The 14,606-nt window shown below is 49.2% G+C and carries 7 protein-coding genes and 1 pseudogene; 5 read left to right on the top strand and 3 right to left on the bottom strand.

The features are described from left to right. Positions 1-163: 163 nt before the first annotated feature. Positions 164-2,581, bottom strand: coding sequence for a BamA/TamA family outer membrane protein (locus tag ACOJS8_RS26410; RefSeq protein ID WP_420151553.1), 2,418 nt, complete (start codon positions 2,579-2,581; stop codon positions 164-166). Positions 2,582-2,586: 5 nt separating this feature from the next. Next, complete coding sequence (locus ACOJS8_RS26405; RefSeq protein WP_420151552.1) at positions 2,587-7,647, bottom strand: translocation/assembly module TamB domain-containing protein; 5,061 nt, start codon at positions 7,645-7,647, stop codon at positions 2,587-2,589. Positions 7,648-8,023: 376 nt separating this feature from the next. On the opposite strand from ACOJS8_RS26405, the gene ACOJS8_RS26400 reads away from it, so the two are divergent. From ACOJS8_RS26400 to ACOJS8_RS26390, 3 genes are all read left to right on the top strand, one after another. Beyond that, positions 8,024-8,836: a TerC family protein gene (locus ACOJS8_RS26400; RefSeq protein ID WP_420151551.1), complete on the top strand. Its 813-nt coding sequence runs from the start codon at positions 8,024-8,026 to the stop codon at positions 8,834-8,836. A 105-nt stretch (positions 8,837-8,941) separates the two neighbouring features. Next, positions 8,942-10,468 (top strand): NADH-quinone oxidoreductase subunit N, encoded by a 1,527-nt coding sequence (locus ACOJS8_RS26395; RefSeq protein ID WP_420151550.1) that lies wholly within the window; start codon positions 8,942-8,944, stop codon positions 10,466-10,468. A 111-nt stretch (positions 10,469-10,579) separates the two neighbouring features. Then, complete coding sequence (locus ACOJS8_RS26390; protein ID WP_420151571.1) at positions 10,580-11,569, top strand: bifunctional heptose 7-phosphate kinase/heptose 1-phosphate adenyltransferase; 990 nt, start codon at positions 10,580-10,582, stop codon at positions 11,567-11,569. Between the two features lie 204 nt (positions 11,570-11,773). On the opposite strand, the gene hemE is transcribed toward ACOJS8_RS26390, so the two are convergent. Next, complete coding sequence (hemE, locus tag ACOJS8_RS26385; protein ID WP_420151549.1) at positions 11,774-12,793, bottom strand: uroporphyrinogen decarboxylase; 1,020 nt, start codon at positions 12,791-12,793, stop codon at positions 11,774-11,776. A gap of 163 nt (positions 12,794-12,956) precedes the next feature. Here hemE and ACOJS8_RS26380 point away from each other — a divergent pair, with 163 nt between their 5' ends. Together ACOJS8_RS26380 and ACOJS8_RS26375 are read left to right on the top strand one after the other, a co-directional pair. Next, positions 12,957-14,066 carry a glycosyltransferase family 4 protein gene (locus ACOJS8_RS26380; protein WP_420151548.1) on the top strand — a complete coding sequence of 370 codons (1,110 nt, stop codon included), beginning with the start codon at positions 12,957-12,959 and terminating at the stop codon, positions 14,064-14,066. Positions 14,067-14,140: 74 nt separating this feature from the next. Then, positions 14,141-14,545, top strand: a pseudogene (locus ACOJS8_RS26375) (ABC transporter ATP-binding protein); the annotation flags it as partial. Positions 14,546-14,606: the final 61 nt, after the last annotated feature.

The raw sequence follows: 14,606 nt of genomic DNA, 5'->3' as shown, positions 1-14,606 counted from the left end.
CTCAGATCAGCTTAACAAAAGCTTTCCGGCAATTGAGTGAAAAGAGTAGTCTATCGATTATTTACCATCCGCATCATTGCCAAACAGAACAGCCGTTTGAAACACACTTATCTGTCAGGGCAAATGGTTCTGGGAAGTTTCTACCCGTCGTTTCAGGGTTAAATCAGAATGGGTAGCCAATGGCGATGTTAAGAATCAGGTTCTGCTTCCGCCACTCAGAACTTCGGAAGTTGATCTGATTAATGACCCATTCGCTGCCGTCCGTTTTATAAGGCTTACGTAAGGGTGTTGCCAGATCAAAACGAATCAGAAAATAGGAGAGATCAATTCGAAGACCAACGCCTGCACCAATAGCAATCTGCTTGTAAAAATTAGGGCTGAAGCTCTCAACATCACCTTCAATGGCTTCCAGATTATAATACGTCCAGACGTTACCGGCATCGACAAATACGGCTCCCTCAAGGTATTTGTTGAACTTAGACCGCAGCTCGGTGTTGGCTTCCAGCCTGATATCACCGCCACCGTCCTGAAAAAGCGGTAAGTTGCGAATCGTGTCGCGGGCGAACAGGCCCGGCCCAATAGCGCGGGGCCGAAACGCCCGGATACTGTTGCTACCCCCAACGAAATACTGCTTGGTAAATGGTAGCTGATACCCCTTGTAGTTGCCGTACGGAATGCCTAACCCCCCAAAAAAACGATTTGCCCAGGTTACGTTTTGGGACAGCTTTCGGTAGAAACGGGCATCGGCATCAACGCGGAAAAACTGAGCGTAAGGAACGCCCAAAATGCCATTCCTCGGGTCAGCATCGGCAGGCTGGCGGAAAAAAAGACTCGCCAGGTTACCGGCCACTTCGGCGTTGGTGTTCAGACGAAACGTATTCGGCGAAGCCGAGCGGGGCGACGAATTATAATTGAATGAATAAAGCGTGCTTAGAATTAGCTGATTCGACTGATAGACAGTGGTTATGTACTGACTCTTAACAATAGATGAAATTTCTGGATCAAGCAAAAGATCCCTGACGCGCTGGCTAATGCTGTTACTGGGCACGTATACGTAGTTGGCATTGAAGGGCTGAAAGACATGCTCAACCTGCTGGCTTTGGCGCCAGGCGTACCCGAACGTTGTCTGGAAAGAATTGATTCGGTATAGGTCACCCCGAATGATGGTTTGGTAGCCCAGCGTTACGTTGGTTTTGGGAAGTGCCTGCCGCTGATCGTAATTCAATCGTACGGGGGTGACCAGTCTGGGAAAACTTAACGTACCATCCAGGCCAAAGCGGTAGTTCGTTACGTTCTGGTCGCCAGCATTTACCTGAAATTCAATCCCTGCCGTCGCATTAATGGTTAGTAGCTCCGCCCGTTTAAGCGCGTTGCGATTGCGCCAGCTTAGTGTCATCTGCGACCCATTAAAGTTATTGGACCGGGACGTACCGTCCAGCTCCAGTCGTACGGATTTGTTGGGGTAGGGCGTCAGGTAGTAGTGGGCATCCAGTACGGCAGAATCGCCCTGCTGCGATGGCTCAAAACGATTTCTGACAAATTTGAAAGCCCCTACGTTAATGAAGCGGGAAAGGGTTAAATCCTGAGCGCGGCTGTTGTACCGGCTGCCCGGTTTTACGGTAACAATATCCCGGAATAATTTGGGATTGAAGAGATGGGTCGAATCAACCACTCTGAAGCCCTGGGGCGTTACGTATGCCGAACTTTGGTTGGTGTCCTGCTGGGCCGTTGAGAGGTTGTAGTTGGGATAGATAAAAACGTCGCGTATCGAATAAGGAACACCGGCGGCATCCGGTATATCGGGCTTGACATAAAAATACAGGTCCGTTTTGTGAGCCGCCGTATCGTTATCGGCCAGCACACCTAAATAGTCGGGTAGGAAATAATAAAAACCACGTTGTTTGATAGCCTGGCTAATCCGTTCGCGCTCCAGCTTAATGTTATCGAAGCGATACGGATCGCCTTTCTTGAAAATAGTACGTCTTTCCGAAAAATGTAACGCTTTACGAACCGGGGTCGAATCAATCACGAAAGCAATCGAGTCCAGATAGAAGCGTGGTTTAACGTTCACTTCATAAACCCCTCTGGCTTTGTAGCCTTCCTCCTTCAGGCTTCCGGTGGCTTTTGAACCAAAATAGCCTTCGTTTTGCAGAGATGCTTCAAAAACCGGAATGTTGGATGAGATAGCTTTGGCACTGGCCAGAATGGGCTCTTCGCCAAACTTCTTACGAAACCAGGCCCGAAATCCGTTACGTTTAGGCTCGCCGAAAAGATAGTATAGACCAACCTTGTAGGGAAAGCCAAATAATTGTTTGTTGGGTCTGGGACGCGCCAGACTCGCCAACTGTTCCGTTAAGGCTGACTGCTCCTCTTTAGGAACAGCAGAATCGGCTTTCATGACGATGTCCGTACCGGTATATAGCCGTTCATTGGCTGGCAAATGTTTACCAATGTTGCAGGCCGTAAGCAGACAGGCGAGCAGCAAGCAGAGGGTATGGGGAAGAGGGCGTGGGATAGCCAAAAACCCCATGCTCTCTGCCCCATGCCGTACGCCATTTGCTATTTTCAATAAAATTTTCATAACTATCAATTCACCGAAGGTGGGCCGGGCGACCGACGGAAAACGTCCGACAGCGTATTGTAATCAACCGTGATGACGAAGCCAACTCCTGTTTCGATAATATAACCATCCAGAACGGCCTGATAATCATTACGTCGATAGGCACGCGCTACGTAACGTCCATCCCGCGAAAGGTTATAATTCAGTGATACGTTGTCAAATACCTGGTTGGGATTACTCACGCCCGTTGTGTTTTCCAGAACAAAGTTTTTACCTACCGCAACCGTTAAACGTCCGTTCAGGAAGCTTCGCGATAGGCCTATGTTCAAATCCGTCCGGGCGCCCATACCTCCGCCGGTTCGCGCGATTCCATTTTCGGATAATAAGTTAAAATCGACATCGAACCCTTTCAGTACGTTTGACGCCAGGCGTCCCAACTGATCCGAGATTAACTTACTTACGCTGCTGCGGGCTACACTCTCCGCCGTTGAATTAAGTCCTGAGTTTGAGCCCGAAAAGAAGTCAGACGTATTTTCGGGAAGAAACCGGCTTAGAATCAATAGGGCAAAGACCTGCTTGTTGATTTGGGATTGATCCTGACGTAGTGTTTTGAGCTTATTTTCGATAGCCGTACCAAACTCACTCGATGCCGATGCTGAATTCTGCGCTTCTACGTCTGGCTGCCGAATGTCGAAATCCAGTTTCGGGGCGGCCAAATTGTTGCTGATCGTCAGCGCAACGTTAAATGGCAGCTTGCGGTTAATCAGGGCTGTACTGGTAGTCGATAATTCATTGCCAATCAGGTCGGCAGGTGACGTAGACACCTGATAAATAGCCGTGATGTTGATGTCGGCCCGGAGCGGATCGCCGGAGAAATTAATATATCCTCCTTTCTGAATCTGGAACTGGCGTTTCAGTACCTGATACGTTAGCGAGTATTCACCCTCCGTAACTTCGTAGCGTCCCAGAACGGTAATCTGTCCGGCGGCATTTATGCCCACGTTGAGCCGGGCATTGCCACGCGCCCGCAGATAATCGCCGTTCAACTCGTCGACCACAATGGTCAGCTCCGATTTTTCGTCGGCTTCCAGGTCAAGCGAAATGGTTGAATTACTCAGTTGATCGAAGGCTAGCTTCGGCGTCGTTCTTACGCTGTCCTGTTTAGGCCGGTAAATGTATTTGGCAATGGCCAGCGAATCGTTATGGTCAATAAACGTAACGATCTTATTCGCTTCGTTAACGTCGGCCGTTTCGTCGGGTAAGACCATCGAAATCTTGCTGCCGTCTTCGAGTCGGACCTTGCCGCTAATGGAGGCATTACTACCCGCTCCTTTGATTCGCAGATCTGTTGTAACGGATGCCTGTCCATAGGCATAGTCATTGTCTTTTCGGGATGCGTTAAGGACCTGGAAATGATCGGCCTGTACCCGCAAATTGTAAGCGGCATCGGGTAAATTTTTCAGAACTACCGTACCATTGGTCGTCAGTATTCGGTTCTGATCATCGCGCAGTTTGAAATTATTCAGCGTAATAGTCTGGTCGGCAAACGTAAGTTTCTCGTTATCGATATGATACGTTTCGTTCAGTTGCCTTACATTGAAGGCTACGGAGTCAAATGCTATGCTGCCGTCCAGCTTTGGATTATCAACGGCGCCGGCAACGGTAAATTCGCCAGTGAGTTTACCCCTGGCTTGCCGGAGTTCGCCAAAGCTAAAGGCTTCTACGGTTCGGGCGTCTAATCGGGTTAGCTTGATGGCTAGATCCAGCGCCTGTTTGGCATCTTCCGGGTTATAGAAACCCTTGATGGTAGCATCATTGTACGTACCGGCCAGCGCTGTATTAATGCTGATTCGCCCATCTGACGTATTTTGTAAACGGGCCGTCAGGTTTCCGATGGGCTGACTCATTACCTTCAGACTATCGGCATATATCGATCCGGTGAAGGCCAGTTTGCTATCGCTGCTCATATAATCACGGACAATGACCGTACCATTCAGCTGACCACTGGCCAACGTAGTATCCTGGTTAGCCAGCCGGGCCAGGTTTTCTATGTCGAGCGCGTGAGCCGTGATACGAATAGGCGCATTTCCGTAATTTTCTGTATTGCTAATTTCGAGAAACTGATTTCCTTTTTCGATGTGAAGACCATTGACCAACACACCACTTTTACCGTATTGGGCAAAACCTGAGGTGTCGGTCTGCCATCGTTGATAATTTGTCAGCAACCCGTTTTGCGAAAACTGGAATCGGTAGCTGGAATCTATTATACTGAGTGTACCCGCCAGGCCATGTAAATCCTGACCAATGGAATCTTTATTGACGACCTCAAACCGGAACCGATTATTGGCTGCCGTACCCGTTAGATTAGTCTGACGAATGGTCATGCCATCGTACAGGATTCCGTCGACCCGGCCGTTTACCCGTAATTGATTATTGCTGCCTCGTATGGCCAGCGCTGCTCCCTGGATGGTGGTGGTGTCGTAGACGATCACGCCCGTACGCAACGTAGCGGAAAGGGTAGTATCGCGTGTACCGTCCAGATACGCACTCAGCCGGACGGTATCCATACGGGTCAGTTCCGGAACAAACGCCCGGATTAATGGATTTTGGTAGGCTTTTACATTGAGCGTAAAGGCGTGTGGTGGCGGAATTTTTTTGTACGTCAGATCCGGCAGAGAAATGTACTGACTAATTTCACCCGCTATGATGTCGTAAAGCTGAGCATACTCAAACTGGCCATTCAAGTTCAACCGTGCCCCGGGTATCTGCGCTACGACGTTCTTTGTCGCTCCATCGACACCCAGACGAGCGTAGAGCGAATCGACCGGATAACTTTTGCCCTGTAACGTAACGACGGCATCGCTGGCTGAAACAGTACCGACGGGCTTAGCCGGGTCGGTGGAGGCCATATCCAGAATGATACGTCCCTTCAGCGACAGCGGATCGTTGTAAAGTTTTAATTTCTGTAGATCCAGTTCGTTGATGACTGTTTCGCCCGTAACGCTCGGGAAATCAGTTTTCAGGCCTGCTTTAATGTTCAATGCCACATTCGCATTTGGGTCTTTCAGCGTACCTTTTACCGTCAGATTTCCGTTGGTTAGCCGACCATCGGCGTCCAGATTCTGATACGTATAACCGTTCAGCTCGGCGGATTGTATGGCCAGATCGAAATTGGTTGTGAGCGTTTTTACATCAATGCCTCGCCCATCGACCCGTGCCCGGCCCGTAATTTTCCCAATCGTGCCCGTCTGCTTCAGCCATTTGCCCGCGTCGAAATTGTTGAGGTTCAGCGTACCTTTATAGGTCTCGTTTTTACCCGTCACAAACCCGGCCAGCCGACCATCGAAACCGGCTGTTCCCCAGGCCGTATTGAGCCGCGCATCCAGAATCAGATCATTGAGTTGCCCGCTAATCTTACCCGTCAGTTTTAATCCCGGCGGCAAAGCAACGGACGACGGAATTGTACCTTTCGGAACAAGCTTGTTAATATCGGCCAAGGTTGTAGTGGCTTCTTGGACGGTCATCGCCACACCGAGCCGCTCCGGATCGGTTACGTTCGTCAGGCGTCCGCTGGCCCGAAGTTTTGTACCACCAAGCATCTCAAATTCTACGCGGGGCAGGTTCAGAGCTGCCAGTGTACCTGTAGCCTGCGCATTCGCTCTGAATACCCCCCCCCGATTTCCGGCGAACGGGGGTGTATCCGCCAAAAATGGAGCCAGCTGCAGCACGTCGCTGACCGACAGACGGCTCTGTCGCAGGTTAACGCTAACCCCGACTCGTTTGGCAAAACGAGGATTGCTCAACTGGCCCAGCGAGTCGTAACGTAACACCAGCTTATCGCGCAGTAGGGACGTTGGTGTCTGAATATAAAGGTTGGTTAACGTAGTAGTGGTGTCGGTATACAGTAGGTTCGCGTCGAGTTGCTGAAGCGCAAAGCCACTCGTCGCGCGGAACCGTCCGTTACGTAGTTGCCCGCTGATACGTTGCCCCCGATTTCCCAAGTCCTGATAAACCAGAAACTTACCGTTAATACCCAGATTGTTGAGGTCGAGGTGGCTATAATCCAGTCCGGTTTTCTGGCGGGGCGCCGTCTCATCATCATAACGGATTCTGTTATTGGCGAAGCGAACGTTTGTGAGTCTGGCCTGCCATCCGGGGGCCCCCGAAGATGTGCTCGACGTTGGTGGGGTTGGCGATGGCTTCTTCGTGGGTTTTGTCAGAGCAGCCGCAATATCAGCATTGGTTAAATCGAGCGATTTTATTCCGATTTTTTCACCTTCCAGGTACAGATAATCCGACTCCAGAGCCAGCCGTTCAGCACTGCCTTTTGTTCGGAAATCGGCCGTTTCGACGCGTACGTCCCATTTGGCGTTGGTGAGCTGCCATTTGCCTAAAGCCAGATCGAGCGTATCACCCGGCTTACTGGGCGGACTGGGTGGCGTTGGTAATCCTTCGTACAGTCGGGTATAAACGTTCAGTCCGTTAACCGTTACGTCGGACAAATGATATTTCGATTTGTCGACATCCGTATCGCTGAACCTGGCCTGCAGATTATCGACGTAAGCGTTTACATCTGCCCCCGTTACGTCATCGATGTATTTGATACGTACATCGTTAAGCCCGATAGCCTTGAGGTTAATAGCCATTGGCGTTGATACGGTATCGGAAGGCTCGGGAGCGGTACCTGTATCAAAAGCATTGAGAATATACTGAAAGTTGAAGGTTGTATCAGGGAGCGTTCGCGTCACGTTTAGTTTGATACGTTCCAGTTCTATCTGGTTTATAGCAACCTTGTTGTTGAGCAAGCCCCACATATCCAGATTAACCCGCATCCGGCCACCGTCAAGCAACGTATCGCCTTTCGGTGTTTTAAAGAAAACATCCTCTAGTTCAATCCAGTCGGGAATGGAATAAGTAATTCGCCCGATACGAAAAGGCGATTGAAGTTTCTGCGCTAAATAAGAATTTACCTGTTTCGTCACGAACTGCTGACCCCAGGGCGTAGTGGTAACCAGCACCACAAAGCCGGCCAGCAATAGGACGAGTGCGAGCACACCAAGTAAAATACGTACGACTAGTTTCGGCACAATACGTGAGTTTTCTGACGGGCAAAATAACTAGTTTAGGGCGCATCCGGTTTTGCGATTCATCCACGCAAAGCACAGCTAATAGGAAAAACTCTAGTTTATAACGCGTCTGGCAGGGAATATGTTACTGGTTCCTGTTAAAGCTACTAAATGTCTATAAATATCTATTATTTGTGAAATGGATGGGTTATAACTTGATAACGCTATTCTACTATACGCAGTTTGGCCGATTATTGTTGCCAAAAAAGTACTGTAAGCTTCATTTACCAGCCTTACAATGTTCTAACCATTTATCAGGCTGGCTGTTCTTTCTTAAGTAAGATGTTGCAGACCCGGCTCGCAGCCGGTAATTTTGATCCGAATCTACTATTCAACAATGAGCGACCTTTTTACGGCTGAATCCATTATCAGTTTGCTGACCCTGACTTTTCTGGAGATTGTTCTGGGTATCGATAATATCATTTTTATTTCCATTGCGGCTAATAAACTGTCCCCAGCCGATCAACCTAAGGCGCGAAATATCGGTCTGATCCTGGCAATGGCGTTTCGGCTGGCGCTGCTGATGGGGATCTCGCTCGTTATTTCGCTAAGCAAGCCTTTTACGCATATCGATGCGGGCTGGTTCAGAGCGGCCTTTACCGGACAGAGCCTTATTTTATTTGGGGGGGGGCTGTTTCTGCTTTACAAAGCTACGTCCGAAATTCACCACAAGTTAGAAAGCGGACCGCACGAAGAGATGGGGGAAACGACCAAAGGAAAAACAACCATTTCGAGCGTTGTAACCCAAATCGCCATTACCAACATTGTATTCTCGATCGACTCCATTCTGACGGCTATCGGTCTGACACAGAACGTAGCGATTATGATGATTGCGGTTATCTTGTCTATTCTGATTATGATGTTTTTTGCCGGGCCCGTCGGGAAATTCGTTAATGAACACCCCACCATTCAAATGCTGGGGCTGGCCTTTCTGATCATGATTGGTTTTATGCTGGTTGCGGAAGGGGCACATTTATCGGAAGTTGTTATTTTTGATCAGGAAGTGGGCTCCGTTCCCAAAGGGTATCTGTATTTTGCCATTGCGTTCTCGCTGCTGGTCGAATTCCTGAATATTCGGTTGCGCAAGAAGCAGAATCCGGTCAAGCTGCATAACTATGAAGGACAGCCTAATCAGGATGGATTAATTTAAACGAAGCCGACCGACAATCGTCATAAGTGGTCGTATCAACGTAAAACGCGTTACCGCTAACCACCATCGACGGATGCCTGTCGACTAACTTCTATACTCACAGATTTGTCTCTTTCTGACCAATTAAACGACATTCTCGCCAGTCTCGCTGGTTTTGGACCAGCGACCTGGTTGTCGATTTCTTTCTGCGTACTGCTGCTGGTCGAATTACTTTTGCTACGTAGCGACAGGACTTTAACACGGAAACTTCTGGCGGGTTTAAGCGCTATTGTCATCGCCGTAGCGGGTGTATGGGCCGCCTTATCATCGGCACGTGGGTTTTTATTTATGCATTTGCTGTTTGTTGATAATCAGGCAGTTTTTATGCAAGTCGTTGTGGCGCTGAGCGCCTTGTTTGTCCTGCTCTACGATGTGTTTACGCATTCGGACAACGCTACGTCAAATTCAATAAACCGATCTGGTTTACCGCTTGAGTGGTATTCATTGCTGATCGCCATGACATTAGGCTTGTTTCTGATGACCATCTCGGTAAATATGCTCAGCATCTACCTGAGTATCGAACTGGTGTCGATCTGTTCCTACCTGCTAACGGCCCTTGTTGCCGACCGGAAAGCATCGGAAGGCGGAATTAAATACCTGCTGTTCGGTGCCATCAGTTCGGCCATCATGCTCTACGGAATGTCCTTACTCTACGGCATGACCGGCACGCTCGATCTGACGGCGGAATCGTTTGGAACACAACTTGCCGGGCAGGATTCGTCCGTCGTAGCGGTTGCCATGATGCTAACGCTGGCGGGGCTGTTATTCAAACTCGCTGGCGTACCGTTTCATATCTGGACACCCGATGCGTACGAAGCCGCACCCGTGCCGGTCGCAGCCTTTTTTTCGGTGGCGCCCAAAGCGGCTGGTGTACTTGTACTTATGCGCATTGTAACGGCGCTGCCATTGGAATCGGCATTCGGGAGCGTATCGGCAACAGTTATACAAACACCGCTTGCTGTGTTAGCGCTGGCGGGTATTCTGATCGGGAATCTGTCGGCTCTGCGCCAGACGGATGCCAAGCGGCTATTGGCGTATTCAACTATTGCGCATGCCGGTTTTTTATTAGTCGGGGTGGTCGCGCTAAATAATGCTGGTTTCGACGCTGTGTTGTTTTATGCGGGTACGTACGTATTTATCTCACTGGCAGCTTTCTTTCTCATTGATTTACTGGCACGTAGTAACGGCAGCGATTTAACGATCAGCCAGTTTGCCGGATTGGGACCAAAGCAGCCTTTGTTATCAGTAGCGCTCATCGTCGTTATGATTGCACTAACCGGATTGCCGCCAACAGTTGGGTTTACCGCTAAACTTCTTTCGTTTTCAGCGCTGTATGATACGTATCAGCAGACTGGAAACAACTGGTTATTAGCGTTGTTTGGATTAGGGTTGCTCAATGCGCTGATCTCGCTGGTGTATTATCTGAAAATTCCCTTTCTTCTTTTCTTTCGGCCCGCGGTCAGCCCGACTGAGCCCCAAAAACAGCCTTCTCTGCCAAAAGCAGCTATTTATCTGGCGGTTGGCTTAACCGTCCCCGTAGTGGGTTTATTTTTGAAACCTGATCTGCTAACGAGGTTTATAGCCGACTGGTAAATCGTAGCCGTTTGCTCGAACATAGACGCTGTTTTCGGAAAAAGGCTTCACTTTTCGTTCCTTTGCACCTCCATTAGTTTGTAGTTACCTATGAATCCAGTCCACGACCAGATGGTCTTAGACATGTCAATTGACGAATTATTTGATCAGTTTAATAAACTCCGCGTCCTGATTATTGGCGACGTAATGCTCGATTCGTACGTTTGGGGGCATGTTGAGCGTATATCGCCTGAAGCGCCAGTACCTATTGTACGGTTCAATCGGCGCGAATTTCGATTGGGGGGAGCCGGTAACGTACTGCTAAATGTACAGGCATTGGGCGCTGAGGCTATCATCTGTTCGGTAATCGGCACAGACGCGCCGGGCGACCAGCTTGAGCAGGAACTTTGCGACCGTGGACTGAATTGCGACGGGCTTATACGTAGTGCTGATCGAATCACGACGATCAAGGAACGGATCATCGCTGGAACGCAGCAGGTCGTTCGGATCGATACCGAAACCGATAAATACATCACCGCCGACGAACGGGCAAAACTGGTCGCCAAAGTCAAAGAATTAATTCCGACCTGCCACGTCGTTATTTTTGAAGATTACGACAAAGGCGTTCTCAGCAAAGAAGCGATTGACGAAATCACCGATTTTGCCAACGAGCAAGGTGTACCCACCGTTGTTGACCCCAAGAAACGTAATTTTCTGAGCTATCAGAACACTACGTTGTTCAAGCCAAATCTGAAAGAATTACGGGAAGGCTTGAAGCTCGATTTTGATGTCGACAATGCCGACGAATTTCAGGGAGCGGTTGAGCAGCTGAAAAGCCAGCTGAATTTGAAAGGCGCTTTAATTACGTTGTCAGAGCGGGGCGTGTTTATCGACTTTAACGGTGAGAAACGGCAACTTCCAGCGCACGTCCGCAAAATTGCCGACGTATCAGGCGCGGGCGATACGGTAATCAGTATTGCCGCCTGCTGTGTCGCACTACGTCAGCCGCCAGGTATCATTGCTGGCCTGTCGAATCTTGGCGGTGGTTTAGTCTGCGAATCGGTGGGTGTTGTACCTATCGATAAAGCGAAACTGAGGGAAGAAGCGAAAGAGAATTTATAATGAACCTGTTTAGGCTTTACTTTTTCTTTTCCAGAAGCCAAACCCCTAAATCCCCTGAAGGGGACTTTGTCGACACGCGAGCAAAGTCCCCTTCAGGGGATTTAGGGGTTTTACACTTTAGAGGCAGCCGACGAAGAAAGAATAAACCTAAACCTCATACGGTGGCAACGTAGTGGCTATAAATCACTACGTTACCACCATCTATTACATTTCCTTCACTGCATCCACGAAGCAGCGCGCCTTGTCGGGGTCCGTATCCGGGTAAATTCCATGACCGAGATTGGCGATATAATGCTGATGCCCAAATGAATCAATCATCTGTTTGACTTCGGCCCGTATCTGAGCGAAATCGGCGTAAAGAACGCAGGGGTCAAGATTGCCCTGCAGAACACGATCCGGAATTAATTCGCGGGACTCATGCGGGTCCATGTTCCAGTCCAGTCCTACTACGTCGCAGCTCAGTTGACCAATTTCCTGCCGGGCGAAGAAGGCTCCTTTCGCAAAAACCGTAACAGGCACATCCGTAATCAGATCACAGATTTGCTTGATGTAAGGAAGTGAAAACGTCCGGTATTGCTCCGGCGAAAGAATACCGGCCCAGGAATCAAAGAGCTGCACTAAGTCGACACCCGAACGAATTTGTGCCTGCAGATAAGCAATCGTGCTGTCGGTAATTTGCTGAAGCAGCGCATGAGCAAAATCCGGATCGGTATACAGCAGTTTTTTCGCTACTGAAAACGTTTTGGAGCCTTTTCCTTCGGTCATGTAGCAGAAAATCGTGAACGGCGCCCCGGCAAAACCGATCAGCGGTACCCGGTTGTTCAGTTCTTTCTTTGTCAGCCTGATCGCGTCCAGTACGTAGCCCAGATCACTTTCCGCGTCGGCTACGCGTAAGCGGCTCAGATCGGCCATGTTTTGAACCGTCTTTGGAAAAACCGGACCCCGGCTTTCGATCATTTCGTAAGGCAGCCCCATGGCTTCGGGCACGACCAGAATATCGGAGAAAATAATGGCAGCATCGACGCCAAACGCATCGACTGGCTGAATGGTCACTTCAGCGGCCAGCTCGGGCGTTTTGGCTAACGTAATGAAACTTCCGGCTCGCTCCCGAACGGCCCGATATTCGGCCAGTACGCGTCCGGCCTGGCGCATCATCCAGACGGGTATACGCTCCGTCAGTTCACCCCGCGCGGTGCGGAGCAGCAAATCATTCTGTAAAGTCATGGTACAAATATCTGAACTATGCGTCGTCTGATTACGCTACTACGTCAGATTACTTTTAGAAAAGTAACGTAAACGCTGGTAAATACGCAGTGCAAAGGGCTTGTTAGAAATAGGATGCGCTTGGTTGCCCAGTATTTTGCAATTTTGCCAAAATTAAAAACGGATGCCCTCACTCTTCATCGACGCTGAACGTTTACGAGATCTAAATAGCGGTTTGGGGCAAGTGTGCCTTCATCTCGGTTGCGAACTCGTTCGGCAATGTCCCGAGAGTCGTGACGGCGAACCGTGGAGTTTGACGTTTCTGGTCCCAAACGGACAATCAGGCATTTTTGGCGACAACGTTCAGTACATAGAAACATCCTGGATGCGCCGACTCTGGATTCCGGGGCAATACGACATCTGGCACTGTATGCATCAGGATTCTTCGTATTGGCCACGCCTGTCGCAGGATAGTCAGGCAAAGTCGATTCTAACTATCCACGATCTGAATTTTCTGGAACGTACTGATTATTCAACTGATAAAAAAGCGCGTAAACTAGCTCGTTTACAACGTAACGTTAACCGGGCAACAACCCTAACCGCTATTTCACAGTATACGGCATCGGTGCTTAACAAACGGTTGCATATTCCCGCTTCCAAATCGGTGCGGGTTATTGTCAATGGGGTAGCCGTCAAACCGTCCGAAGTGCCTGCTGAAAGTTCTGATCCGCAGATTCAATCCTTTACGCAATCGCCTTATTTTCTTTTCGTCGGCGTTATTCACCCCAAAAAGAACGTTCACACACTGCTGCCGTTGCTGGAAGCTTTTCCGGATTACCGGTTAATCCTGGCTGGCCCGGATAAACATCCGTATGCGCAGCATATTCGTGAACAAGCCCAGAAATTAGGAATTATTGATCGATTGCTGATGCCCGGTCCGGTTGATGAGCCAACTAAATTGTGGTTATATGCGCATTCTGACGCGTTTTTGTTTCCATCGCTATCCGAAGGATTTGGCTTGCCGGTTGCCGAAGCGATGGCCTTTGGGAAACCCGTTTTTATTTCTAACCTGACCAGTTTGCCCGAAATAGGAGGGAAGGAAGCCTATTATTTCGACAGTTTTGAGCCGGAGCATATGGCCCAAACCATCGACGAAGGACTTCGCGACTTTGCCCAGAATCCGCTACGTCAGGAACGGATGAAAAAACGAGTTGCCGGCTTTAGCTGGCCGAACGTAGCAAAAGAATATTGGCAATTGTACCGGGAGCTGATAGACAGGGACGTTCGTGTTTAAACGTCGGCTTTTGTCTGCAACAAAATCCGGCCAATCCGTCAATCCGCTAAATCCCGGTTATCTTTGCAGTACGAATGAAAACTTACCTTCGATTACTCTCCTTTGCCAAGCCATTAAGCCGCTTTCTGGTGCCGTTCGTGCTGACATCGTTAGTGGCTAGTGTGTTTGGCGTGCTCAATTTTACGCTCCTGATTCCGCTGCTTAGTATTCTTTTTGATAAGGTAGATACGGCAAAAATGCAGTCGTTTCTGAGCCAGCCCGCTCCTTCCTTAGCCACCTCGCCAACTGACGCCTTTAGTTATTATTTCGCTCAGGTTTTCCAGGAATACGGCAAAATTGGTGCGCTTCAGTTTGTGTGCATTGTTATCGTGCTGTCTGTACTGTTTAGTAACATATTTAAGTATTTGTCAGTCAGGCAGCTAGAGTCGTTTAAAAAGAGGATGGTGGGTCGGGTACGGGAAGCCGTTTTTTTGCCGACGGGGTAAATAAACCAGGGGTTTTTATACAACCAAACAAAAAGGAAACACATTTACCCTATTA

The organism is Spirosoma sp., from assembly GCF_048594605.1.
Lineage (GTDB): Bacteria > Bacteroidota > Bacteroidia > Cytophagales > Spirosomataceae > Spirosoma.
Note: the sequence above shows the minus strand (reverse complement) of the source record. Positions and strands in the feature narration are given on the sequence as shown.